The sequence below is a fragment of the Pseudomonas sp. BIGb0558 genome (assembly GCF_024807515.1).
GTDB lineage: Bacteria > Pseudomonadota > Gammaproteobacteria > Pseudomonadales > Pseudomonadaceae > Aquipseudomonas > Aquipseudomonas yamanorum_A.
In genome coordinates this window covers 1-24,540 of the sequence record NZ_JANUEW010000020.1, presented here as the reverse complement: position 1 = coordinate 24,540, position 24,540 = coordinate 1, and the positions used below count along the sequence as shown (strand labels likewise).

20 protein-coding genes are annotated in these 24,540 nt (G+C 52.2%); 17 read left to right on the top strand and 3 right to left on the bottom strand.

Going from position 1 to position 24,540, the window contains the following annotated elements:
• The first annotated feature begins 281 nt into the window (after positions 1-281).
• From M2400_RS21605 to M2400_RS21575, 7 genes are read left to right on the top strand one after another with little or no spacing between them, the layout of a single operon-like run.
• Complete coding sequence (locus M2400_RS21605) at positions 282-1,655, top strand: porin (protein ID WP_259197943.1); 1,374 nt, start codon at positions 282-284, stop codon at positions 1,653-1,655.
• Between the two features lie 48 nt (positions 1,656-1,703).
• Positions 1,704-2,909, top strand: a complete 1,206-nt coding sequence (locus M2400_RS21600; RefSeq protein WP_259197940.1) for an amino acid ABC transporter substrate-binding protein — start codon at positions 1,704-1,706, stop codon at positions 2,907-2,909.
• Positions 2,910-2,918: 9 nt separating this feature from the next.
• On the top strand, positions 2,919-3,794 hold the full coding sequence (locus tag M2400_RS21595; RefSeq protein WP_259197938.1) for a branched-chain amino acid ABC transporter permease: 876 nt from the start codon (positions 2,919-2,921) through the stop codon (positions 3,792-3,794).
• Entirely contained in the window at positions 3,794-4,768 is a 975-nt protein-coding gene (locus M2400_RS21590; RefSeq protein WP_259197937.1) for a branched-chain amino acid ABC transporter permease, read from the top strand. The genes M2400_RS21595 and M2400_RS21590 overlap by 1 nt, the downstream gene beginning before the upstream one ends.
• Positions 4,765-6,357 (top strand): ATP-binding cassette domain-containing protein, encoded by a 1,593-nt coding sequence (locus tag M2400_RS21585; RefSeq protein ID WP_259197934.1) that lies wholly within the window; start codon positions 4,765-4,767, stop codon positions 6,355-6,357. The genes M2400_RS21590 and M2400_RS21585 overlap by 4 nt, the downstream gene beginning before the upstream one ends.
• On the top strand, positions 6,354-7,181 hold the full coding sequence (locus tag M2400_RS21580) for an IclR family transcriptional regulator (RefSeq protein WP_259197932.1): 828 nt from the start codon (positions 6,354-6,356) through the stop codon (positions 7,179-7,181). The genes M2400_RS21585 and M2400_RS21580 overlap by 4 nt, the downstream gene beginning before the upstream one ends.
• A gap of 26 nt (positions 7,182-7,207) precedes the next feature.
• Positions 7,208-7,897: a DAPG hydrolase family protein gene (locus M2400_RS21575; RefSeq protein WP_259197930.1), complete on the top strand. Its 690-nt coding sequence runs from the start codon at positions 7,208-7,210 to the stop codon at positions 7,895-7,897.
• 61 nt (positions 7,898-7,958) lie between these two features.
• Here the strand turns inward: M2400_RS21575 and M2400_RS21570 are convergent, their stop codons facing one another.
• On the bottom strand, positions 7,959-9,203 hold the full coding sequence (locus M2400_RS21570) for an OprD family porin (RefSeq protein ID WP_259197928.1): 1,245 nt from the start codon (positions 9,201-9,203) through the stop codon (positions 7,959-7,961).
• 79 nt (positions 9,204-9,282) lie between these two features.
• On the bottom strand, positions 9,283-10,497 hold the full coding sequence (mhpT, locus tag M2400_RS21565; protein ID WP_259197926.1) for a 3-(3-hydroxy-phenyl)propionate transporter MhpT: 1,215 nt from the start codon (positions 10,495-10,497) through the stop codon (positions 9,283-9,285).
• Positions 10,498-10,928: 431 nt separating this feature from the next.
• On the opposite strand from mhpT, the gene M2400_RS21560 reads away from it, so the two are divergent.
• The 9 genes from M2400_RS21560 (at position 10,929) to M2400_RS21520 (ending at position 22,005) form a co-directional block, all read left to right on the top strand.
• Complete coding sequence (locus M2400_RS21560) at positions 10,929-11,759, top strand: p-hydroxycinnamoyl CoA hydratase/lyase (protein ID WP_259197924.1); 831 nt, start codon at positions 10,929-10,931, stop codon at positions 11,757-11,759.
• 85 nt (positions 11,760-11,844) lie between these two features.
• A complete protein-coding gene (locus M2400_RS21555) occupies positions 11,845-13,293 on the top strand; it encodes an aldehyde dehydrogenase (RefSeq protein ID WP_259197921.1) in 1,449 nt (482 codons plus the stop codon).
• Positions 13,294-13,431: 138 nt separating this feature from the next.
• Positions 13,432-15,321, top strand: a complete 1,890-nt coding sequence (locus M2400_RS21550) for a feruloyl-CoA synthase (protein WP_405046199.1) — start codon at positions 13,432-13,434, stop codon at positions 15,319-15,321.
• Positions 15,322-15,391: 70 nt separating this feature from the next.
• Positions 15,392-17,140 carry an acyl-CoA dehydrogenase family protein gene (locus M2400_RS21545; protein ID WP_259197919.1) on the top strand — a complete coding sequence of 583 codons (1,749 nt, stop codon included), beginning with the start codon at positions 15,392-15,394 and terminating at the stop codon, positions 17,138-17,140.
• A 1-nt stretch (position 17,141) separates the two neighbouring features.
• Complete coding sequence (locus M2400_RS21540; protein ID WP_259197917.1) at positions 17,142-18,017, top strand: amidohydrolase family protein; 876 nt, start codon at positions 17,142-17,144, stop codon at positions 18,015-18,017.
• A complete protein-coding gene (locus M2400_RS21535; RefSeq protein ID WP_259197915.1) occupies positions 18,014-18,466 on the top strand; it encodes a MarR family winged helix-turn-helix transcriptional regulator in 453 nt (150 codons plus the stop codon). The genes M2400_RS21540 and M2400_RS21535 overlap by 4 nt, the downstream gene beginning before the upstream one ends.
• Positions 18,467-18,494: 28 nt before the next feature.
• Positions 18,495-19,106 carry a TetR/AcrR family transcriptional regulator gene (locus tag M2400_RS21530; RefSeq protein WP_259197913.1) on the top strand — a complete coding sequence of 204 codons (612 nt, stop codon included), beginning with the start codon at positions 18,495-18,497 and terminating at the stop codon, positions 19,104-19,106.
• Between the two features lie 254 nt (positions 19,107-19,360).
• Positions 19,361-21,253: a CocE/NonD family hydrolase gene (locus M2400_RS21525; RefSeq protein ID WP_259197911.1), complete on the top strand. Its 1,893-nt coding sequence runs from the start codon at positions 19,361-19,363 to the stop codon at positions 21,251-21,253.
• An 83-nt stretch (positions 21,254-21,336) separates the two neighbouring features.
• Positions 21,337-22,005 carry a TetR/AcrR family transcriptional regulator gene (locus M2400_RS21520; protein ID WP_259197909.1) on the top strand — a complete coding sequence of 223 codons (669 nt, stop codon included), beginning with the start codon at positions 21,337-21,339 and terminating at the stop codon, positions 22,003-22,005.
• Between the two features lie 86 nt (positions 22,006-22,091).
• On the opposite strand, the gene M2400_RS21515 is transcribed toward M2400_RS21520, so the two are convergent.
• Complete coding sequence (locus M2400_RS21515; RefSeq protein WP_259197907.1) at positions 22,092-22,961, bottom strand: helix-turn-helix domain-containing protein; 870 nt, start codon at positions 22,959-22,961, stop codon at positions 22,092-22,094.
• A 151-nt stretch (positions 22,962-23,112) separates the two neighbouring features.
• Here M2400_RS21515 and pobA point away from each other — a divergent pair, with 151 nt between their 5' ends.
• A complete protein-coding gene (gene pobA / locus M2400_RS21510) occupies positions 23,113-24,297 on the top strand; it encodes a 4-hydroxybenzoate 3-monooxygenase (protein ID WP_259197905.1) in 1,185 nt (394 codons plus the stop codon).
• Positions 24,298-24,540 lie beyond the last annotated feature (243 nt).

Here is a 24,540-nt window from a genome sequence, read left to right as displayed (position 1 = left end):
TCGTGTTGACAACCAAAGGGGTGAGAAATAGTCTTTTATTCATGTGGATGGTGTGTACCGCAATGCGGTCAACATAAAAATAAGAGGCCTCACATGTTCAAAACTAAACGCTTTAAATCGACTGTCCTTCTCTTGGGGGCAGGCTGTCTCTTAATCTGGTTATTAGTAGCCAGTTCCTATGTTTACATCCGCGAAATAATTAGGCTCACGCTAGAGGAATACTCTAAGCCGTGGCTTTGAATTGCGTGTAATTCCACGATAAAAATAAGAAAGGTGTTGAAATGTCTAAGTATCGATGTGTCTTCATGTCGTGTGTCGCGGCGAGCTTTTTAGGAAGCTCGGTCGGTGTGTGGGCGCAAGGAGCCGAAGAAGAAGCATGGGGAGACGGCGCTTTAGCTCGATCCATGTTTGGAGATGACTTCGAACAGTCTTCGGGTGTTCGAATCAAAGGCGTGGCTCAGATTGGCTGGTCTCACAATGACGCTTCCGATGCCGGGTGGTCGCCAAATGATGGCCATACCAACTATCCGGTGGTTGGTGCAAATGATGAGGGGTTTCAGCTCAATGGAATCCAGCTGACTGCTGAGAAATCCCTAAAATCCAACATCCTTCCTCGAATCACTCCGCTCCCTGGGCCTAAGCCCGAAGAGTTCTCTTGGGGTTTCACAGCCGAATTAATTTACGGCCGCAATGGCTTGATGGCGGGAATGTATGGTTTTGATCAGCAATGGGCGATCAACCGACCTGGCAATGAGGACTCAGTAAAGGCTGCTACTAGCCATCAGAACTATCTGGCGGCGCCTCAGGCATATCTGCAGTTTTATATGCCTGTATTGGATGGGCTTGCAGTGACTGTCGGCCGATTCGGCTCTGGGGTTGGGTACGAGATTCCTCCGGCAACGCGTCCTAGTCCTAACTTCTTTTACACCCACACTTACGCGCTTGTGTCGCAGCCCGATCAAGTTGCTGGCGTACTGGTCTCCACGAATGTGTTCCGTAACAACTACGGTTTGCTCGCAGCAGAGTTGGGCGTCGTGAATGGACGTCAGAACTGGCAAGACAACAATGCTCAGAAAAGCGCTTTGGGAGCTCTCCGCTGGAGAAGTCCTGACATGCGAACCTGGGTTGATTACAGCTTCATGAGCGGGGACGAACAAAACGATTTGGATCACGACATTCAAATGCCGGTCTCAAGGATCCTATCTGACACAGGGCTGCGGCGAGATCACCATTCGTTGCTGGTTCGTCACCACTTCGATGAGCGTTGGATGTTGGCGGTGGAGGGCCTTAGTGGCAAGCAGCGAGGTAACGCCGATCATTCGATCGACTTGATCACTGGCCAGCCCTTCTCGGGTGCACATTACCGCGGCGCAAATGCCACGCTGCGATACAAAAGCAGCAAGTTGGTTGAGTACGGCGTACGAGTCGAACGATTCGAAGATCCAGACGGATTTGCACTGCTGCCTACGACAACAGTCGCGGGGTCATATAACGCCGTGACCGTTGGCGCCAACCTGAATCTCCATCCCCATTTAGTGGTGCGTCCGGAAGTTCGATATGACTGGCAGTCAGACAACGATGGTGTGCGCGCTTACGGTGCCGGCCGCGCTGAACACCAAACCACTTTCTCGATAGACGCGTTGATTTACTTCTAACCCCCTCAATCGCACTGCATTGACTACCACACAGGTTAGGTGATCGAAATGGCTCGTGAAATTAACTCGATTGACAGCTTTCGTTTCAAGCTTTTTTTAGTGATGGCGTTGGTTCTGGTGTGTCATCACGCTGCTTTTGCGTCGGACAAAATCGTGATTGGCGCATCGTTACCATTGTCCGGGCCGCTCGCAGGTTTTGGGGGTTATCAGCGTTGGGGTTATGAAGCTGCTGTTGCGGACGTCAACGAGAAAGGCGGGGTGTCGATCAAGGGTGAGAAGCGCCTGGTGCAATTGGTTGTTCGGGACGACAAAACCGATCCGGTCACCACATCCCGAAATGTTCAGACGCTTATCAATCGAGATAACGCGGTGGCATTACTAGGTTCGTGTACACCCGCGCTGGTTAATGCCGGAGGTCTAATGGCCGAACGCAGTCAAATACCAATGGTCACGGGTTGTAGTCCGCTTGCGAGCTTTCGCTCCGTTCGGCAATGGAAATATGTTTGGTCGATTTTCTTCGATGAACCAGACGTCGCTCAAGCTCCTTTTAAGATGCTGCAAGAACTCGCGATACCGACTAATCGGAAGATCGCAATTCTTCATGACAACGGGCCCGATGGCACTGCTGTTGGCGGTGAGTACTGGCCAAAAGCTGCGGCCGAAGCAGGTTACGAGATTGTGGTGAAGGAATCTTTCCCGATCGACAACACCCAATTCGGCTCAATGCTCATGAAGGCGAAAGACTCTGGAGCCGACATCGTATTGGTCAACGCAATTACGCCGCAGGCAGTTGCCATTCGCAAGCAGATGGAAACCGCAGGGTTGCGTCCAACAGTGCTCTTCATGGAAAAAGGCGCAGAGCCAGAGCAATTCGCAACAGCCCTCGGCAAATTAGCAGATGGGGTGATGGTCGGTAGCTATTGGGATCCGAGCTTTCCGTATCCAGGATCGAAAGCGCTGGGCGATCGTTTTGAACGCGAGTCAGGCTCCAGCTTCAGCCAGCATATTGCAGATTCATATGCTGCGGCACAGGTGCTGTTGGACGCCATTGAGGCCGCCGGCAGTGTTGATCGGGATGCGATCAACACCGCGATAGCCGCCACCGATAAAAGCTATGTAGTGGGGCCTGTAAAGTTCGCAGCTGATCATACTTCCAAGATTTCGACTGCGATCGTGCAGTGGCAAGCGGGTAAACCAATCGTCGTGTGGCCCCAAGAGCGAACCACCGGCGTAATTTTCGCTGTCACGCAGTAGGAGGCTGACATGCCAACCTTTGAAGTTATTGCAAACAGCATTACCTCAGGTGTTTTGCTGGGTGGAACCCTCGCACTGACCGCTCTCGGGCTCTCTATCGCGCTCGGTGTGATGAGGTTAGTAAATCTCGCTCATGGCGAACTGTTGGTCGGCGGAGCGTACTTGGGATACTTCCTCCTCACCCGGTTCGGAATTGATCCCCTATGGGCATTGCCTTTGATTGGAGGTGCCATAGGGTGTCTTTCCTACCCTTTGCAGCGAATATTAATAACGCCATTGGCGGGGAAGGGCATGGAAGCATCGATGATGACCATGTTTGCCGTCTCCATCATCCTGCAAAACCTGTATTTGCTCGTGTTCAGTGCAGACACGCGTGCTATTGACCTTCCTTACGCATCTACAGCAATACATGTTGGCGGTTTGACCATCTCGACCAGTTATTTAATAGGATTTGCTGTGTCGATTGTCGCAATCGGTGCCGTGTACTGGCTAACGTCCCGAACTCACTTTGGTCGTGAGCTGCGGGCGAGCGCCAGTGACCCCATAGCCGCTTCTATCAATGGGGTGAACGTGAAACGGGTTCACTCGCTAGCTTTCGCCCTGGGTGCTGGCTGCGCAGCAATGGGAGGAGTGTTGGTCGGTACGGCCTTCGCGTTCACTCCAACCACTGGTGCGGGATATCTCCTGACTGCTTTCACGATTGTTGTTTTAGGTGGTTTAGGGAGCATACCCGGCACGTTGATTGGCGGGGTTGTCCTTGGAGTTCTCCAGAGCTTTGGTGCTTTGGCGCTGGGAGACGGTTATCGCGACCTGGTAGGCCTGACTCTCTTCTTGGTCGTTCTGACTTTTCGTCCTGCTGGCATGTTCAATCGAGGAGCTGCGTAATGGGGCAGATCATCGCAAAAACCACGAAAGTTCCGTCGGTTGAGACGCTGAAAATCCAAAGCGGCGGTTTGATGCTGATGGCGCTTATCGTCATTGGTGCGTCTGGCCTTTCCGCTGGGAATTATGTGTTAGAAGTCGGGTTCCAGTTCTTGCTTCTGCTCATCATGGCCGAGGCCTGGAATCTAATGGCTGGCTATACGGGACTGGTATCGCTGGGTACTGCATCCTTTGTAGGAATTGGCGGCTACACACTTGTCGGTTTGATGAATCGATTTGACGCGTCGCTGTCAGTAGCGGTATTTGCCGCAGGTATTGCGGCAATGGTGTTAGCTCTTTTGGTTTCCAGAGCAGTCTTCCGGATGCGAGGGCTTTATTTCACCGTAGGCACGTTGGCTCTAGCCGAGGCGCTCAGGATGTTCATGGTGAATTCCGACTACTTTGGCGGCGCAACTGGGATTTTTCTTGCCAAGGATTCGCCATCTCTTAAAGCACTGTTTTGGATGGCATTCGGCGTCTTGGTCTTAACTACGATGCTGATGCAGATTGGTACCCAGGGACGCTTTTCAGTGCTGCTTCGTGCTGTGCGAGATGATGAAGATGCTGCTGCACAGGCAGGTGTCCGGGCGTTTCGCGTGAAACTGGGTGTCTTTGCTCTCTCTAGCTTTCTGATAGGGCTTGCGGGAGGGTTACAGGCACTAAAACTGGGTGTCATCGAACCCTATGGAATGTTTGGTCTTCAGTGGACGGTAAATGTGCTGACGGTCGTGATCATTGGTGGTCAAGGTAAGCGATTTGGCTCGCTCGTTGGCGCCGTACTGGTTGTTGCACTCAGCGAGGCGCTTGCCGACTATCCCGCAGTGCATCTTCTACTGATGGGCTTCGCTTTGATTGTGATCATCCGCTTCGCTCCCCAAGGGCTTGCCGGTTTACTTGAGCGAACTTTCAACCGTCGGGCGCAGGGAGGTGTGAAGTGATCAAACATCAATGCGAGGTGGATACTACCGTCCCAGCATCTACTTCTTTGCTTCGTACCGAAGACCTTAAGAAATCATATGGTGGCGTACATGCCATCCAAGGCATTTCCTTCGAGCTTCACAAGGGGGATGTCTGCGGTGTTATCGGCCCGAATGGAGCGGGCAAATCTACGTTCATCGGGTTGCTGGGAGGAGCATTGTCGCCGAGCGGCGGGCGGATCTACTTCGAAGGCAATGATGTAACCCGGCTACAGGCGCCTTACCGGGCTAGTCTTGGTATTGGCCGTACCTATCAGGTACCTCGGCCTTTCTTAAATATGTCGGTTATGGAGAATCTGCTAACGGCCCAATTCGCTCTTCACCCCCTTATTGGCGCTGGAGAGGCTAAAGCGTTCTGTGAGGAGATTCTCGAGCGTACCGGTTTGCTTGAACAAAAAGATTGGCTGGCAAAAGACCTTCCGCTGCTACGGCGCAAGCGATTGGAAATTGCCAGAGCGCTGGCTATCCGACCGCGACTCCTACTTCTGGATGAAGTGGGGGCAGGCCTGATCGACAGTGAAGTCAGTGAGCTAATTGAGCTAATTCTTTCTCTAAAAGACAAGGTCGATTCGATCATCATCATCGAGCACGTGCTAAGAGTGGTTCGAGAGTGTTGCAATCGGACGCTGGTTATAAACTTTGGCAAAAAGATTGCCGAGGGCCCAACCAGCGATGTGCTAGCGAGTAAGGAGGTCGTCGAAATTTACCTGGGGAATGCCGCCAATCGACATTCTCAATCAGATACTGAAAGCCCCCAGGAACAGAAAACTACGTCCCCTGTCGGCGTGCTGCCACAAGCCGTCTTGGACGATGCAGAATGTCTGAAGCCTAGTGAGCCTTTGCTGGAGCTCCTCCAGGTTCACGCTGGTTACGGTCAGGCGAAGGTACTGCAAGGGGTGAGTCTTAAAGTCTTCCCGGGCAGCACTGTAGCCATATTGGGCACCAATGGTGCGGGCAAAAGTACCCTGGCCAACGTCATCAGCGGTGTACTGAGACCAACCGCTGGACAGTTCAGAATCGATGGAAAAGATGCGGGCTTGAGTCTGCCCTATGAACGGTCTCGCTTGGGCATCGCACAATGCCAAGAAGGGCGGAAGATTTTTCCTAACCTAACAGTGGAGGAAAATCTGCTAATCAGTACCCGTGGTCTCACTAGGAATCAGCGCCTGGATCGCCTCGATGGTATCTACACTTTGTTCCCTGATCTCCATAAGCGACGTCATGATGGGGGGACTGCGATGTCCGGTGGTCAACAGCAGATGTTGGCAATTGGTCGGGCCCTCATGGCACGTCCGCGACTGATTGTATTTGACGAAATTAGTCTCGGGCTCGCACCGGTAATGATGGATAGGTTGTACATGGCCTTAATGGAGCTTAAGAAAAGCGGACTCACCTTGGTGATCGTAGAGCAGGATGTCGCTAGGGCGCTGGAATTGGCGGACGAGGTTCACGTGCTTGAGCATGGAAAAATCGCGTTGACCGGGGACGCGCGGAGCGTGAAGCACGACCCCAGATTGAAATCGCTATATATCGGAGAAGCAATAGCATGACCGAGAGCCTGAAAAATCTGGTGCATGCCTCCAGCACGATTTATGGAGATGAACCTACCCCACTTGGTAGCAAAGTTTCTCGAGAAAATGGGATTCAGGTTATCGCTCGTGCTGCTGCGGTGCTCAATGCTTTAGGGGCGGAGCTCGATGGCTTGAGCCTGGGGCAGATCGCGGCGCGAGTGAATCTTCCACGCTCCACGGTACAGCGCATAGTTTATGCGTTAGAGGGCGAGGGCTTGGTGTCTGCAACTCAACAGGGTGTGAAGCTTGGGCCTACCATTGCACGCTTAGGAAGCTTGGCCCGAATGGACGTGAAAAACGTTGCTCGTCCTCATCTCCAGGCGCTGGCCAGGGAGGTCAACGAAACCGTCGATCTATCGATGCTCGTTGAAGATCAATTTCTGTTCATTGATCAAGTTGTGTCAGATCGGAAGCTTCGGATCGTGTCATCAGTAGGGGCGATGTTCCCTCTGTATTGCACAGCCCACGGCAAGGCTTACCTCGCTCAGTTGCCTGATGAACAGGTAAAAAATCTGCTTTTCGGCAAGATGCGTCGGCATACCGCTAATACCATCACCGATATCGATCAGCTGATCCGGCAGTTGGAAGAGGTGAGGGCTACTGGCTACGGATACGATTTTGAAGAGCACTCCGAGGACGTCAGTGCAGTAGGCACCATGGTCGACGATTCGGCGGGTCTTCAGTATGCATTGAGCATCACCGTCCCGGCGTCACGTTTCTCTCGCGACTTTAAAGAGCTGACCCTCGCGTTGGATAAATGTAAGTCTGCGATTCAAGAAACCCTGAATGCTGCACGTGTCTGACTTTAAATAATTTTAAGGAGCGGCTCATGGAGCTGAACCAGGTTTCCGCGTTGCTTGAAAGTATTCCAATGAAACTCGAAACAGGATTCGAGCGCCTGGAAAGCGGAGTGCTGCATGTCGCTTGCCGGACTGACATGCACGGTTGCTCAGGTGAAATGTTTGAATGGTGGTTCCGGTCGAGACCCGATACTCAACGCTACATTTGGTGGCACCCTGTCGATCATGTTGCGAGTCATTGGATTGAGGGCACGGCTGATACCCATATTGGCTCAATCCATTTAGCTGAAGAATATTTCTCAGGCCTGCCTTCTCAGAAGCTGGCGATTCAATTTCGCCATCCTCATGAGTTTTTTGAACCGGACGGATACGAACGAGCGAAGCGTGATAAGCGGGTTTCCGCGGCGATCTGCGCTCGTATTTCGCCTGAGGAAGGGCTTTCCAAACGAGACAACGAGGGTCGCCTACTAGGGGGGCGGTTGTTACACATAGGAAGGGACACAAGCTGGGGACTTGTGCTCAGAAGCCATTTTTACCTAGGGCAAGACCTGGTGTCCCAGGGACTGGGAGCGGAAACTATTACCGAAATGGTGCCCGAAGAATTTGGTCAGGCGCTGCTTATGCATTGTTACAACGAGTTCACGTTTTTATCTCGCTTCCTCCCTTCGTTGTACGTTGGTGAGAACCGCGACAAGCTGTCTGTTGGAACGCCCTGGTAACATTGGAAATCCTAAGCAGCCTGCAGGGATGGCTGCTTAGGGTCGACAGTTCATTGCTAGCTCACCATAGCTTAAACGTGTAATCAATGTTGAGCCTTGTCTCGTCAACGTTACGAGCAAAATCGCTCTGGTAGTGGCCTTGTCGAACACGGAAGGCGACGCCTGAGAAAGTGCCTTGCTGAATAACGTAGGCAAGTTCGATGTCTCGTTCCCATTCGGAGCCTGACCAGTCATATTGTGGGAGGTGAACGTTATCACCTCGAACAACTCGGATCATGCCGGTTAATCCAGGAATCGCCATCGCAGCAAAGTCGTATTGATACTTGGCTTGCCAAACGCGCTCGTCCGGATTTATGTACTCTGAAACGAGGCTCCCACCAACGATAAGGTACGGATCGGTGCCAGCAAGATAAGGCATCGCGCTTTCGCCCGAGAGGCGCATATGACCCAAGCTGAAGGTGTGAGCCTTATGGCGATAGCTTAGGTTAATGTTGAAGTTGTAATTGTCGACGTTGCCTGCACGTTCTGCACCATCGCCCAAGCTCCGAAACAAATAAGCTTCTGTAATGAGCGAATCGCTGCCGATGGCCGCTTTGTGGGTAGCGCCTACAAAATGCTGCGTATAGATGTCCTGAAGCTGCGCGAAGTAGTAGCTAGTCTTCAAAGAAGGATTCCACCGGTACTCGGCCCCACCATAGTAAAACGAATCGGACTCAGCACTGCCGATAAACCGGTTATTAGGACTACTTACCCTTAGCTTGTCACCGTTGGTTGAGTCGCGATAAATCTGCCGATCAAATGAGGCTGCATTGATTGTCAGATTGTCGATCTCTTTTGACTGGAGGGTTGCGCCCTCATAGTAAGGGGCAAACAATCTAGCAGTCACAGGGAATGCGACCGGCACCAGGGTCGTGACGCTCCCTATTTGAAGTTCGGTCTTCGAGATTCGTGCCTTCCCTGCTACGCCTGCCTTGCTGTAATTGGGGCGTGGCTCTCGGTCGCTGGTGTCATAAGGGAGTAAGCCTGTGCCTGTGCGGTCAGGACTAGAGTCAAGCTTGAACCCTGCCATAGCTAAAGTATTTACCCCGAAACCAAGCGTCCCTGGGGTAAATCCCGAGCTGAAATTAAATTGGAAGCCTTGAGCCCATTCCTGAGCTTGCGATTGTCCGCTACCGTCGCGAAAGTCACGATCCATGTAGAAATTTCGAAGAGCGAGTGTGGCGCTGCTGTCCTCGACGAAGCCGCTCGCTATAGAGCAGGTCGCGTGCGAAAGCAGCAGCGCAGTTACGTACTGAGCCGCTTTCATGATTGAATTCTCTATTATTATTTTTAAATGAGTCGAAAGAGCATGGCGACTACTCAGTCGCCTATGAAGCGTTCAAGCGTTACGCAATTCTCAGCGCCATTTTCCGTTCTTCTCTACGAAGTAGAACAATGACGCTTGCAGCCGCGGCCAAAATTCCTGGAGATGCCGCCAGCATCAGTCCTGCCACTCCGGTACCTGACGCAAGCATTTGACCGGCAATCAAAGGGCCGCTCATGGAGCCAAAACGACCTATTGCTACTGCCGAGCCGACTCCTGTCGCCCGAATCGCGGAGGGATAGAACTGTGGAGCCAAGGCATACAGGATCAACTGCGCGGCGAGTACGAAAAAGCCAGCGATAAATCCGGCCATCAACATATTTACGAAGCTGGCTGATATTCCTAAGCCGAGCAGTGCCAGCAGCATGCCGCCATAGATCAAGGCAACGAGCTTGATGGCGTTCCAGCGATCGAGGAGTACGCCGGCGAGAATGGAGCCGGAAGCCATTCCCAGATTCAGTAGCGTTTGAACTGTCCCAACTTCTGATCGACTGAACCCTTGGCCCGCCAGCAATGTGGGAAGCCAGTTCAGCAACATGTAGACAACGGTCAGAGTGAAGAAACAACTGATCCACAAAAGCAGGGTCGGCATTGCCTGGCCCCTTCCAAACAAACCATCTGCAATACCAGTACGGGGTTGAGCGTTCTGTGATCTGGTCGTTGCTTGGTACGAAGAAGATTCAGGCAAGAAAAAGTAGAGCACCGGCGCGACGATTATTGGAGCCCACCCACCGACATGGAAAACCAACTGCCATTGCTCAGCCCCACCAAGCATCGCTACCAACGAAGCGGTCGCTCCTCCTAAAGGTACTCCGCAATACATCAGGCTTACTGCAGTTGCGCGCCCAGTCTCTCGAGCCGATTCGGATGACAGCGCGATCAAGTTGGGTAGGGCAGCTCCAAGCCCCAGCCCAGTCATGAACCTTGCCGACAGCAAACTTGGCAAATCCCAAGCCATGCTGGTGACGATAGAAAAGGCACCAAACAGCAGGACGGAGCCAATGAGCACTGTCTTTCGTCCGATCCTGTCAGCTAGTAGCCCACCAATAAATGCGCCAGGCAGCAGGCCCAAAATACTCGAACTGAATACCCAGCCCATCTCCGCCTTATCCAGTTGGAAGTGAGCGGCAATTCCTGGCCCTGCGATTCCCGCCGATTGAATATCCACGCCTTCGAGCAGTGCGACGATGAAACACAACGCCACGGTGATTACGCCGTGGTTACGAGCAGGCTTCATAAGTCACCCCCGAAATACCTTGATTCTGTGGTGGTGAGATCGATGCGGACGACAGGTGGTTTCGCCCGATGGTGGAGTGGCTTGCATGATTCAAAGGCCATGATTGCGCTCTCGTTGGTATTGTTATTGTGATTCGTTAGGTTTATTAACGAGTTTTCGCGATCATAGATGCAAATTTCAAGGATAGTCAACGAACGATGATTTATTCCTTTTGGAGCGGAAATCGGTAACTGTAACGAATATTATCGTATAAGCACCGTATTCAAAGGCTCCAACGGCTAGCCGCCTAAGCTTTTGTAGGGCTGCGGAATGCGCCAGGCAACGTCTACCTAAATTTGATCACGAACAAAATGATTAATTGACATAACTATATTCTGAGGATTATTGTCGTTTCACCATGAACGGCCATCGAGCCAAACCCGGGGTGAGATATGAGCAAGTACGAAAACCGTTGGAGCACCGTAAAAGTCGAACTGGAGGAGGGCATCGCTTGGGTGATCCTGAATCGCCCCGAGAAACGCAATGCGATGAGTCCTACCCTGAATCGCGAAATGCGCGATGTGCTGGAAGTCCTTGAGCAGGACGCCGAAGCTCGCGTGCTGGTATTGACTGGCGCTGGTTCAGCCTGGACTGCCGGCATGGATTTGAAGGAATACTTCCGAGAAGTCGATGCAGGCCCGGAAATTCTTCAAGAGCGTATCCGTCGTGATGCTTCTGAGTGGCAGTGGAAACTGCTGCGGATGTACACCAAGCCAACGATCGCGATGGTGAACGGGTGGTGCTTCGGTGGCGGTTTCAGTCCTCTGGTTGCTTGTGATCTGGCAATCGCGGCAGATGAAGCCACCTTCGGCCTCTCGGAGATCAACTGGGGTATTCCGCCAGGCAACCTGGTAAGCAAGGCAATGGCCGATACCGTCGGGCATCGTCAATCGCTTTACTACATCATGACTGGCAAGACTTTCGATGGGCAGAAAGCTGCCGAAATGGGTCTGGTCAACAAAAGTGTCCCGCTGGCCCAGCTTCGCGATGAAGTTGTATTGCTGGCTCAAGATCTCTTGGACAAGAACCCTGTCGTGCTGCGGGCAGCGAAAATTGGTTTCAAGCGCTGCCGTGAACTCACCTGGGAGCAGAACGAAGATTACCTGTACGCCAAGCTTGATCAGTCACGCCTGCTCGACACCGAGGGCGGCCGTGAGCAGGGCATGAAGCAATTCTTGGATGATAAATCTATCAAGCCGGGTTTGCAGGCCTACAAGCGCTGAGGTCGTCAACCACGTAGCGCTGCAGATTCGCGTCGCTACGTCACGCCCGATCGTCAATCAGCCTTTGCGTAACTAGGAGAGATCAATGTTCAACGTTCCTCTGTTGATAGGCGGTCAAGCCAGGCCCGCCTCAAATGGGAAAACCTTCGAGCGATGCAATCCTGTGAGCGGTGTTGTCGTTTCTCAGGTAGCAGCTGCCACTGTGGAAGATGCAGATGCAGCTGTCGCGGCAGCAAAGGATGCATTCCCTGCATGGGCTGCTTTACCGCCAAGTGAGCGTCGTGCGCGACTGCTGCGGGCGGCTGAGCTCATGACTGAAAGAGCTGCGGAGTTCGTCGCTACTAAGGGTGAGACCGGCGCCATGGCGAACTGGTACGCCCACAACGTGTTCTTGGCGGCGAACGTATTGCGTGAGGCTGCATCGATGGTTACCCAGATTCAGGGGGACGTGATTCCATCGGACGTACCAGGTTCTTTTGCCATGGCAATACGTCAACCTTGCGGAGTGATTCTGGGCATCGCACCGTGGAATGCGCCGGTCATTCTCGCGACTCGAGCGATCGCTATGCCGTTAGCGTGTGGCAACACGGTGGTATTAAAATCTTCAGAAATTAGTCCTGCCGTTCATCATCTTATCGGACAGGTGCTCCAGGATTCAGGTCTTGGGGATGGCGTGGTCAACGTCATCAGTAATGCCCCGGAAGATGCCTCTAAGATTGTTGAACGATTGATCGCAAATCCTGCGGTACGACGCGTTAACTTCACAGGGTCAACACATGTCGGGCGGATTATCGGAGAGCTGTCAGCGCGTCATCTGAAGCCAGCCTTGCTTGAGCTAGGCGGTAAGGCTCCTCTGGTCGTGTTAGCCGATGCTGACCTCGAAGCCGCAGTAGAAGCCGCTGCATTTGGCGCTTACTTCAATCAAGGCCAGATATGCATGTCCACCGAGAAGCTAATCGTGGACGAGAGCGTCGCCGACCGCTTTGTTGAGATGCTGACCGTTAAAGTTCAGACGCTCCATGCAGGTGATCCGGAAGATGAAAATTCTGTATTGGGATCTCTCGTGGATAGTGCTGCCGCACGACGAATTCAAGGGATGGTAGGTCAGGCAATCGAGTTGGGGGCAAACCTCATTTGTGGCGGCAAAGTGGAGGGCAGCATCATGCAGCCTGTGCTACTCGATGGCGTCACTTCGGCCATGCAGCTATATCGCGAAGAGTCGTTCGGGCCTGTCGCGGTAGTCATCCGCGGAAGCGGGGACGAGGAGTTGATTCGTCTGGCAAATGATTCAGCGTTCGGACTTTCCGCAGCCATTTTCAGTCGAGACACTTCGCGCGCCCTGGCGTTGGCTCAACAAATTGAGTCGGGTATTTGCCACATCAATGGCCCAACCGTCCACGACGAACCACAGATGCCTTTCGGCGGCGTCAAGGCCAGCGGTTACGGTAGCTTTGGAGGCAAAGCTTCCATCGACCAGTTCACCCAGTTGCGATGGGTGACCATCCAGCATGGTAATCGAGCCTACCCAATTTAACTGCGTACCCACGCTTTATTGGTTCTCTACTGCTTCGAATAAAAACAACACGAGGCGCTGACTCTTCAGTGCTTCAACACGCTGAAGGCTTGATCTCTTAGAGATCGCCTTGCGTTGCAATCTGCAGAGGTTCAATACGTGAATAGCGAAACTACGTGGAAAGAGTCGCCCGAGGTAGGGGGGCATGCACTGCCTCCCATACGCCCGGTTGTCATTGGTAGGCCTGGAGTGACGATCGAGCAGCGTGGTGGGGCTATCTACCTTCGATCGAACGAGTATTTGGAAGCCTATCCAAAACGCTTGATGGATCGTCTCGTGCACTGGGCGCAAGCTAAACCTGACCATACGTTTGTTGCACGCCGAGATTCGGATGGGGAGTGGGTGCGAATTAGCTATTCGCAAATTCTGCAGCGAGCTCAGATCATTGGTCAGTATCTGCTGTCGTTCAATTTAAGTGAAGAGCGCCCACTGGTCATCTTGTCGGGCAACGATTTGGAGCATTTGCAGTTAGCCACTGCGGCCCTTTATGTCGGCATACCTTACTGTCCGGTCTCTACGGCCTACTCAACGGTCGCGCAGGATTTCGGCAAGCTCAAACACATTATCGACACGCTAAACCCTGGCCTAATTTTCGCGGCCAATGGGGCAATGTACGAGCGCGCGATAGATTCAGTAGTGTCGATTGATACGCCTGTGGTGTTGACTTGCGGAGAGCTTCAGAAACGACGTCATATTTCGTTTGAAGATCTATGCCAGCCCATCGATACGCGCGACGCTCTTGCGGCGTTCGAGCAGGTTCAGCCCTCCACCATAGCCAAATTCCTGTTCACGTCCGGTTCCACCAAGTTGCCCAAAGCGGTGGTTACCACGCAGCAGATGTTGTGCGCGAATCAGCAGATGCTGCGCCAGACGTTCCCGGAGTTTATCGAGGAGCCACCCGTCTTGGTGGACTGGTTGCCCTGGAACCATACCTTCGGCGGCAGCCATAACGTCGGTATCGTTTTGTATAACGGCGGGACGCTGTATATCGATGATGGAAAACCGACGCCTCAGCATTTCGCGGAGACGCTGCGTAATCTCATCGAAATCTCCCCTACCGCATACCTAACAGTACCAAAGGGTTGGGAGGAGCTAGTCTGCGCGCTGGAGAAGGATGCAGTTCTCAGGGAAAGATTTTTCTCGCGTATGAAACTCTTCTTCTTCGCCGGTGCAGGCCTTTCACAATCGGTATGGGATCGTCTGGAGAAAATCTCTACTGAACATTGTGGTGAGCGCATCCAGATCATGGCCGGGCTTGGCATGACCGAGACTGCTCCCAGCTGTACTTTTACAACCGGGCCTCTGTCCGTGTCCGGCTACGTGGGTCTGCCAGCGCCAGGCTGCGAAGTGAAGATGATGCCAGTCGATGGTAAGTACGAAGCTCGCTTCCGTGGGCCAAACGTCATGCCTGGCTACTGGCGGTCTCCGGAGCAAACCGCAAGCGCTTTCGACGAAGAAGGTTTTTATTGCTCAGGGGACGCCGTGCGTTTTGCTGACCCGGCATGCCCAGAGTTGGGGTTGATGTTCGACGGCCGAATTGCAGAGGACTTCAAGTTGTCTTCAGGCGGATTTGTCAGCGTTGGCCCCCTGCGCGCGCAAGTGATTGCAACTGGTGGCCCGTACATCATGGATGTGGTCGTAGCCGCGCCGAATCGCCAGAGTATTGGACTACTGGTGTTCCCTCACATTGAAGAGATGCGAAGCCTCGTTGGCGCAGACGCTACAGCGCGCGCCCAGGATATTTTGGATAGTCCAGTAGCACGTGAGTGGTTGTTAGCTCTAATCAATCGACTGAATGAAAAAGCTACAGGCGTTGCCACTCGCATCGATTGGGCCGCCTGGCTTACAGAACCCCCAGCGCTAGATAAAGGCGAGATCACTGACAAGGGATCGGTAAATCAACGCGCTGTGCTGACGCATCGGGCGGAGAAAATCGAAAGTCTCTATGACGGTACCGATCCTAGCCGGTTACTGGCCAGTCAAGACTAAATAAAAAAGTACGGATGGGATTGTCGACGGTCGATGCTCCCATCGTGTGCTCTCACATCTGGAGCTCGAGATGTCTGAATACTCTGCACCCCTACGCGATATGAACTTCGTGATTGAAGAATGGCTCCAGGCTCCCAATGCTTGGCAACAGTCTCAGTTGTTCACTGACCTAGACATTGAGCTTGCCTCACAGGTGCTCGAAGAGGCCGCGAAATTTGCAACTGGCGAATTGGCTCCTCTCAATGCGATAGGTGATCGTGAAGGGTGCAGGTGGATCGACGGGGAGGTTCGCACACCGACTGGGTTTGCCGCGGCGTACGCACAATATGTTGAAGGTGGCTGGCCAGCGTTGGCATGTGCAGCTGAAGATGGGGGCCAAGGACTGCCTCAATTATTGAACGCAGCGCTACATGAAATGCTCTTCAGCGCTAATCACGCGTGGGCGATGTACACAGGCATTGCGCACGGTGCTTACGAATGCCTACGCGCGCACGGATCTGAGGAGCTGCGTGCGAGATATCTTGAACAAATCGTCTCCGGTGAATGCCTTCCAACCATGTGCCTGACCGAGCCCCAAGCAGGCAGCGATGTCGGATTAGTGCGTACCAGGGCTGATCGGCAAAGCGACGGTTCCTACACGCTGACTGGCAACAAGATTTTCATTTCTGGTGCAGAACACGATTTCACTCAGAACATTCTGCACTTGGTCTTGGCTCGTGTACCGGGAGCTCCGGCTGGAAACCGAGGTATTTCGCTTTTTCTGGTTCCTAAATACTACAGCGGCGCCCAGGGCGATGAGCAGAACGGTATTCGCTGCGTTGGAATCGAACACAAGATGGGGATCCATGGCAGCCCGACATGCAGTATTGCATTCGAGGGTGCTAAGGGGTGGCTGGTCGGTCAGGAAGATGCCGGACTGAACGCCATGTTCGTCATGATGAATTCAGCGCGTCTCCATGTCGGTTTGCAGGGCCTCGGGCACGCACAGATGGCATTGCAGGAAGCAACAGGCTATGCCGCAGAGCGCACTCAGATGCGCGCTCCACGTCGACCACAAGGCGTGCCTGCTGCACCTGTTGATCCTATTGAGTATCACCCGGCGATGCGACGCAAGCTTCTTGAGCTTCGAGCATATACAGAGGGCATGCGTGCTATTGGTTATTGGGCTGCTCATCTGCTTGATATGGCAGAGGACGCTTCAGGGTCTGAACGGCACCGCCTAGAGCAGCAAGCGAGTTTATTGACACCAATAATCAAAGCCTTCTTCAGCGAGCAAGGTTTCCGGCTGGCTAGCGAAGCTTTGCAGGTACATGGTGGATACGGTTATGTACAGGATTACAGCATCGAGCAGACACTAAGGGACAGCAGGGTAGTCATGCTCTACGAGGGCACCAATGAAATTCAGGCTAACGATCTGCTTCTACGAAAAGTGCTTGGCGACAAACATAATGCGTTTGGCAATCTGGTAGAGCTAATTCTGAATGAGGCTCAACAGGACGCTCACAACGTCTCTGGTTATGGCGCCGTGCTCGAGGTTCTCTGCGCTGAGTTACGAGAAGTGGTGAGTTCGCTGCACGATAGTAAAGATCCCGAGCAACCCTATCGAATAGCTACCGATTTTTTGCGCTTGATGGGCCTAGTCCTGCTTGGCTACGCGTGGGCGCGAACGTGGCGAATCTCATTCGAGCGAGCCGAGCCCTTCTACCAAGTGAAAGTTGAAACGGCTCAGTTTTACTTTGACTACGTCCTGCCAGAAGCCGATCTAAGGATCAAAATTATCCGAAAGGCAGCCGCGCTGCCGTTCAAGCGGAGAGGTTGATATGAAAGCTGCCGACCTGATTGCTATCGATATTCATACTCATGCAGAAGTCTCCTGTCATGCGCCGGACGATGACTACAGGATTGAGTTTGAAGAGGCTAAGCGCAAGTATTTCAAATCTGGAGCCCCGCCATCCATTGCGGAAACCATCGCTTACTACAGAGAAAGAAAAATCGGTCTGGTGATGTTTACAGTCGATTGGGAATTTGAGATCGGCCGGCGCCGCATCCCCAATGAAGAGGTAGCGCTTGCGGCGCAAGACAACGCGGACATGATGATGGCGTTTGCAAGCATCGATCCTCATAAAGGGAAGATGGGTGTCCGTGAAATGCGTCGGCTGATTGACGATTTTGGTATCAAGGGGTTCAAGTTTCACCCTACCTGCCAAGGGTTCTTCCCGAACGACCGCATGGCTTATCAGCTGTACGAGGTTATTGCTGAGCATGGCCTGCCAGCAATCTTCCATAGTGGTCATTCCGGTGTAGGCTCAGGCATGCCGGGCGGCGGCGGATTACGTCTAAAGTACTCTAATCCCATTCACCTGGACGACGTTGCCGCGGATTTTCCTGATATGAAAATCATCGTCGCGCACCCATCATGGCCTTGGCAGGATGAGGCGTTGTCCGTCTGCCTTCACAAACCCAACGTTTACATAGACCTTTCAGGGTGGTCGCCAAAGTACTTTCCCCCGCAACTCGTTCAATACGCGAATACTTTGCTTAAAGAGAAAATGCTCTTCGGTTCAGATTTTCCATTGATCACGCCCGATCGCTGGATGAAGGACTTTAAGGAAGCTGGATTTAAGGAGGAGGTGCACTCTCTCATCCTCAAAGAAAACGCGATGCGGGTACTAGGGCTGAGTTCGGAGGCCGTATGAATATGGTGAATGCTCCGCCAGGTGCCGATCAAGATGTCGATGTACGTCTCGATGATCTGCTTGGCTATACGTTCCGTCGAATACAAATTCGAATGAGCCAGCATCTTACTGAGCAGTTTTCCGACTTCAGACTCAGACCGGGACAGTTTTCCGCGATGCTCATATTGGAGCAGTTTCCTGGAATCACCCAAGTGGATTTGGCTCGGAGCTTAGCCATGGAGCCTTCTCAGGTTGTCCAGCTGATTACGAAGCTCGAGAGACGAGCACTTGTAATCCGACAGCGAGGACTTCAGGACAGGCGAGCAAACTTCCTCCATTTGAGCGAAGAAGGTCAAGAGCTGGTTAAGAAGCTAAAGGTCGTCGCTTTACGAAGTGACGACGTAGTTTGTTCAGCTCTTAGTGATGACGAGAAGGCCCATTTGCACCTTCTGCTCTCCAAAATGCTTTAACCGCATTAATAAATTGGGTTTTGCTGTTATGAATAACTCATTGAGGGTGACTACCTCCAGGGAGGGAAACGACCGTGGCGCCTTTGATGGGCACCGGCACACTGCGCTCAAACTCTTTGCGCAACATGGGTTTCGCCAGATAAGCATGCGAGATTTGGCTCTGCATATCGGCTTGAAACCTGGATCGATTTACTACTACATAGAGAGTAAAGAACAGCTACTTTTCGAATTTATAGAAGAAATTTATGACTTTTTAAATGTCCCAGGTTTTCAAACATCCTATGCGCTCAGCCCTGTAGAGCGCTTGCAGAAATTCATTGAATATCATGTACAAATCTATAGCTCGATGCCTTTGCAATTCCAGTTACTCCAAAGGGAAAAGGTAAATTTAACAGACGTCTATGGTGATGCGCTGAGAGCGCACGCGGACAAGTATGAGGCGTATACCCTGACGTTGATTGATCCCCTCATAGACGGACAATTCAAGAGCTGCGCGACTAAAAAAGCTGGTGACATCGTTCGATTGTTGAATTCCGTACCTGGCTGCCTGCTAGGTTCCGGCTTCGGACTGGAAGAGATCTCGCGAATTCTGTTCGACCTCGCGACGCAGGTAATCCAGGAACGTTCGTCTTCGTGTTGAAGCCTATCCCGGTAGCTATACCTCACCATTTGCACCCTTCTAAAAGCTATGCGAGCAAGAAGCCCGTGCTTGAGCCTCAGCGCCAATATTCGGTTTAAACGAAGCATTTCTTCTTTGACAGGACAGAGCATTGCATCCATGATAAATCATCATTTGATGATTTTCTGAGGTCTAAATTGGATCGTAAAGAAATGCCCGGCCTGCTCGTAATGTCGCGTCGAACTGTGCTTGCGGGTGCGGTAGGCGCTGCTCTGATGTCTACCTTCGGTGGCGTGGCGCGCGCCACCACTCTAGGAGATGACGTGATGACCCGAGATTTTCCGACCCGTATCTATGGTGACGATGCGGCAGAAATTCCTTACCGCAAAGCTCTGCCACCTGAGGCTCCTCGAGCACGTTACACAGGATTTAAGCCCGAGCAGGTAACCTTGCCGAAAGGTTCTATTCGCCGTGCGGGTGCGAAACCCCTTCCTGTTGACATAATTCTCGAGCGAGATGTTGCGGTTAAGATGCGCGATGGGGTCACCATCTATGTTGATGTTTTCCGTCCGGCCAAGAGCGGTAAATTTCCTTCGCTGGTCGCATGGAGTCCCTACGGCAAGGAGATTGGGGGGCAATGGCTGGATGACATACATGGTCGCGCTGGTGTGCCCTTAGAGTGGGTGTCCGAGCTGCAGAAATTCGAAGGGCCGGATCCAGCATTTTGGGTCGAACAAGGCTATGTGGTGCTGAATCCTGACCCTCGAGGCGCATATAACTCAGAGGGCAATATCAGCTATTGGGGCCGTCAGTTAGCCGAAGACGGCTACGACTTCATCGAGTGGGCGGCTGAGCAGCCTTGGAGCTCTGGCAAGATTGGGATGGCTGGTAACTCATGGCTAGCAGTGTCGCAATGGTTCATAGCGGCGGAACAACCCCCACACCTAGCCGCGATCGCCCCCTGGGAAGGCTTCAGCGACCATTTCCGTGACACCGGTAACCGCGGCGGCATTCCAGCTCCGGCATTCCCCGAGGCAATCATCCAGACCTTTGCAGGCAAAGGGTACATCGAAGATCAGCCTCGCATGATTGTTAAACAGCAGGTGATGAGTCCCTATTGGGCTGACAAGAAAGCCCGGTTGGAACGCATCCAGGTTCCCGCCTATGTCGTCGCGAGCTACACCAACGCTGCGCATACCCATGGCACGTTTGATGGTTTCCGAAAAATTGCTTCGAAAGAGAAGTGGTTGCGAGTGAACAACACGAACGAATGGCTCGACTTCTACACCCCGCAGTATGAGCAGGAGTTGTTGAAATTCTTCAACCACTACCTCAAGGGGGAGAAGAACGGTTGGCAGGAAACGCCTCAGGTGAGGATTTGTGTGCTTGATCCGAGCGGCACCGACGAGGTTGATCGAGTTGAAAAACAGTGGCCACCAGCTCGAGTAAAATCGACGAAATTGTTCTTGGCGGACAAGGGCAACCTAGATACTGCAGCACCGCCTAAAGAGGCCAAGATATCTTACGAAGTCGGGCCAAACGGTAAGATCTCGCTGACCTACAAATTCGATAAGGACGTTGAACTGATCGGTTACATGAAGCTTCGCCTCTGGGTAGAAGCGAAAGGCTCGAACGATATGGAACTAGCCGTAAGCGTCGAAAAACGCGATGCTGCGGGAAATCCCTACAATCGCGAGTTGGGTGAGGGCATGGTCGGGCCGGTGGCCTCGACCGGGATGCTGCGCGTATCCCAGCGCGAATTGAATGAACAGCTCTCAACCGATTTCGAGCCTTATCTGAAGCATGAACGAGAAGAGCTGCTGAAGCCCGGGGAAATTGTGCCAGTGGAGATTGGTATTTGGCCTATGGCAATGCGCTATAAGGCAGGAGAAGAACTTTACCTGACGATTGCAGCTCACCACCCGATGAGCACCGACTTCGACATGGGTTTTGGCGCAGCTAAAATCGAAATATCCGAGCAGGATTTCACACATGACAGGAGCAATCCTGGGGCATTGAAGAGCATGGGGGGCGGTGCTAACACATCACCGAGCGCCATCCGCGACCAGAAGGTTCCAACTCCCACAAGCCGTAACAAGGGAACTCATGTGTTCCACCTCGGCGGTAGGTATGATAGCCACTTGTTAATCCCAGTGATTACCCTCTGACTCATCAGTACCGGCCTTGGCTGTAAGCCAAGGCCGGTAACCGCAGCAGGGGCATAGCAATCTCGCATACAGAGGTATTTTGCTTGAAATCTGAAAGCCCCGTCCCTCCTCAAAAGGCTCAACGTGGTCGCAGACGTAGTGGAGAGGTAAGCGGTCGAGAGGTTCTGCTTGAGTCAGCTTTACAAGCATTTTCGAAGTTCGGCTATGAAGGTGTTTCTCTGCGATCGATCGCCGCGGACGCTGGTGTCGATATGGCACTGGTTGCCAGGATCTTCGGATCGAAGGCCGATCTCTGGGACTATATTGTCGATAGTTTTGCAGTGCGACAAGTTGATCATTTGGCGCAGATACGCAATCTTGATGACGAAGCGGAGAAAAATCCCGAAAAAGCCATGCAACGATTTATTCAGCTCTTCGCTGATATTTCTTTCCACATGCCAGAGTTTCCTGCTTTTCTTCTGCTGGAGGCAAGCAACCCTGGGCCAAGACTTAAAAAATTGAATGAAGAGCTTATCGAGCCGTTTAAAGCAGCAAGCCGTCCTCTGATTTCAAAAGCGCGAGAAGCAGGAATAATCATCGCGCATAACGACGAACTATTTTTTGGTATGTTGATATCGGCGATTTCTTTGCCAATGGTTGCGCCGGCTGTATTTTGTGGAAAGCCAACACTCAGTGCTCGATTGAAAAACAGCATTGCCAAACAAGCCATGGCAATGTTTATTGTACGAACGGAAAACCTTCCTTCTTCCTAACATGAACCAATCGCCCGCTAGGCATTCAGTTCACGAGCGGACGCAATCACGTCTGCTTTCTGTGTCATAAATATCAACGAATGATTTCATCGCGCGGAGCGAAATTCTTTGGGTGAAACACCGCAAGAGCGTTTGAAGAATCTAGAGAAATAGGCGGGCTCGGAAAAGCCAAGACTGTCAGAAACTTGATTTATAGTCATTTCGGTGTATATGAGGCATCGTTTTGCTTCGAGCGAAAGCCTTTCGTTGATCATCTGTAAGGCCGATTGCCCGCCCAAGCGCCGACACAAGGAGTTTAAGTGGTTAGCGCTAATTCCCAATGCCGAGGCATATCGTGAGATTGGCCAATGCTCCCGGTACCGATGCTCAAGCATTGATACAAAACTTTGGAGATGTTCTAGGCCTCGTTCAGTCGTATGCAGGTGGCTCTCAGCTTCTTCGGAGTTTTTACGGAGAATCCAAACCATCAGCAAATTGATCAATGAATGCAATGCAAGTTGCCGGCCCCGGCGTTTTTGCCGGTATTCGGTACTGATTGCGTTGAACAGCATGTCGAGGTGCGCAGCATCCTCACCCACTTCATGGCACACGTTTTTATATATGTCAGCTCCCTCAAGCGCCGAGGACAATCCCTGCAACAACGGTTGTGCAAATGTCAGGATATGCCCCTGTATGTCTTGGGAGAACTTAAAGGAGTGAATGCTCATCGCAGGGACTACCTGGAGCGTAGGACGATCTACGTGGACGACAGCATCCTCAACCTTGAGTACTGCATTACCTCGCTGTACATATAGCAACTGCATCAAATCGACATGTCGATGAGCCTTGATTTCCCAATCATGAAGTTTGCTCCGCTCTGGTATGGATTCACAATGCATCAAATCCGGGGTGGGCCAGGAGGCTGTCTCACCGTAAAGCTTGAAAGCTGGTATCCCAACATCAGGTGTCTTTACCATCAGGATCGCCTCGGTGGATCATTCAAAAATCCAAAAAATGAAACGAATATTGCCTTCTTATCCACTCCTTTGTCACTAAAAATACAGGAGACAAAAATAATCACACTCCCAGGCCTCCGCGGTTTCAGGGAGCTTACGACGGAAAACCACGATGAAAACTCAAGTCGCAATTATCGGCTCTGGGCCATCCGGCCTTCTTCTCGGTCAGCTGCTCCAGCGTGCCGGCATTGATAACATCATTATCGAACGCAAGAACCCCGAATATATCCTGTCCCGCATACGCGCTGGGGTGTTGGAACAAGGCACCGTGGATTTACTGCACGAGGCGGGAGTGAGCGATCGCATGGAGAAGGAGGGGTTAGTCCACGATGGTTTTAAAATCGCGTTCGATGGTCGTAGTGAGCACATCAATCTCAAGTCACTGACCGGCGGGAAAACCGTAATGGTCTATGGACAAACTGAAGTCACGCGTGACCTTATCGATGCTCGTAGTCAAGCCGGTGGAATAACAATTTACGACGCGGATGAAGTAACGCCGCATGACATGAAAACCGACAGCCCCTATGTTACTTGTATAAAGAACGGAGAGGTCGTAAGAATTGATTGTGACTATATCGCTGGTTGTGATGGATTCCACGGTATATCTCGACAGTCAATTCCGGCAGAAAATTTAAAAATTTATGAGCGCGTTTATCCATTTGGCTGGCTAGGTGTACTTGCGGATACCCCGCCGGTTGATGATGAGCTCATCTATGCACGACACGAACGTGGATTCGCTCTATGCAGTATGCGCTCGCCCACCCGGACACGTTATTACGTTCAGGTGGATGCGGAAGAAAAGGTTGAGGATTGGTCGGATGAGAGATTCTGGACAGAGCTTAAAAGCCGTCTGCCAGAAGAGGTGGCAGCACGTTTGCAAACTGGCCCTTCGATTGAAAAAAGTATTGCTCCCCTGCGAAGCTTTGTCGTAGAGCCTATGCAGTATGGTCGGTTATTTCTGTTAGGCGATGCTGCACATATCGTCCCCCCAACTGGCGCGAAAGGGTTAAACCTGGCGGCTAGCGATGTTAGTACGCTCTATCGAATTCTTCTAAAAGTTTATAAGGAAGGGCGCACAGAGTTTGTCGAGCGATACTCTCAAATCTGCCTGAAGCGCGTCTGGAAGGCAGAGCGTTTTTCTTGGTGGATGACGTCGATGCTCCATAATTTTCCGGGAACGGACGATTTTAGCCAGCGGATACAGCAGACAGAGTTGGACTACTTCGTTTCATCGGAGGTCGGCAAAAAAAGTATGGCAGAGAACTACGTTGGGCTTCCTTACGAGAAAATCGATTGAGGCTTCAATGCTCAGGAGCGATCACAATTGAACTCAAGGGCTTCAAAATCGACTAAATCTGATGATTAAGACGGACGTCATGATAGGAGAGTTAGAGTATTCTCTGGCCGCTTTTTTGTGATGCGGAGTAGCGTCTGGCGAAGCGGTGTGAATCGCCCCGGGTTCTCTAGACACCTTGCAAGCTCATTGCGTGACGCTTTTCAAACTCTATCGGTGACAGCTGATTGTTGAAACCATGTCGAC

What these genes read in the sequence shown, in the direction of transcription:
- M2400_RS21560 (WP_259197924.1), top strand. Translation starts at nt 10,929, where the DNA reads ATGAGCAAGTACGAAAACCGTTGGAGCACCGTAAAAGTCGAACTGGAG.
- pobA (WP_259197905.1), top strand. Translation starts at nt 23,113, where the DNA reads ATGAAAACTCAAGTCGCAATTATCGGCTCTGGGCCATCCGGCCTTCTT.
- M2400_RS21545 (WP_259197919.1), top strand. Translation starts at nt 15,392, where the DNA reads ATGTCTGAATACTCTGCACCCCTACGCGATATGAACTTCGTGATTGAA.
- M2400_RS21580 (WP_259197932.1), top strand. Translation starts at nt 6,354, where the DNA reads ATGACCGAGAGCCTGAAAAATCTGGTGCATGCCTCCAGCACGATTTAT.
- mhpT (WP_259197926.1), bottom strand. Translation starts at nt 10,497, where the DNA reads ATGAAGCCTGCTCGTAACCACGGCGTAATCACCGTGGCGTTGTGTTTC.
- M2400_RS21555 (WP_259197921.1), top strand. Translation starts at nt 11,845, where the DNA reads ATGTTCAACGTTCCTCTGTTGATAGGCGGTCAAGCCAGGCCCGCCTCA.
- M2400_RS21605 (WP_259197943.1), top strand. Translation starts at nt 282, where the DNA reads ATGTCTAAGTATCGATGTGTCTTCATGTCGTGTGTCGCGGCGAGCTTT.
- M2400_RS21525 (WP_259197911.1), top strand. Translation starts at nt 19,361, where the DNA reads ATGTCTACCTTCGGTGGCGTGGCGCGCGCCACCACTCTAGGAGATGAC.
- M2400_RS21535 (WP_259197915.1), top strand. Translation starts at nt 18,014, where the DNA reads ATGAATATGGTGAATGCTCCGCCAGGTGCCGATCAAGATGTCGATGTA.
- M2400_RS21515 (WP_259197907.1), bottom strand. Translation starts at nt 22,961, where the DNA reads ATGGTAAAGACACCTGATGTTGGGATACCAGCTTTCAAGCTTTACGGT.
- M2400_RS21600 (WP_259197940.1), top strand. Translation starts at nt 1,704, where the DNA reads ATGGCTCGTGAAATTAACTCGATTGACAGCTTTCGTTTCAAGCTTTTT.
- M2400_RS21590 (WP_259197937.1), top strand. Translation starts at nt 3,794, where the DNA reads ATGGGGCAGATCATCGCAAAAACCACGAAAGTTCCGTCGGTTGAGACG.
- M2400_RS21575 (WP_259197930.1), top strand. Translation starts at nt 7,208, where the DNA reads ATGGAGCTGAACCAGGTTTCCGCGTTGCTTGAAAGTATTCCAATGAAA.
- M2400_RS21570 (WP_259197928.1), bottom strand. Translation starts at nt 9,203, where the DNA reads ATGAAAGCGGCTCAGTACGTAACTGCGCTGCTGCTTTCGCACGCGACC.
- M2400_RS21540 (WP_259197917.1), top strand. Translation starts at nt 17,142, where the DNA reads ATGAAAGCTGCCGACCTGATTGCTATCGATATTCATACTCATGCAGAA.
- M2400_RS21595 (WP_259197938.1), top strand. Translation starts at nt 2,919, where the DNA reads ATGCCAACCTTTGAAGTTATTGCAAACAGCATTACCTCAGGTGTTTTG.
- M2400_RS21530 (WP_259197913.1), top strand. Translation starts at nt 18,495, where the DNA reads ATGAATAACTCATTGAGGGTGACTACCTCCAGGGAGGGAAACGACCGT.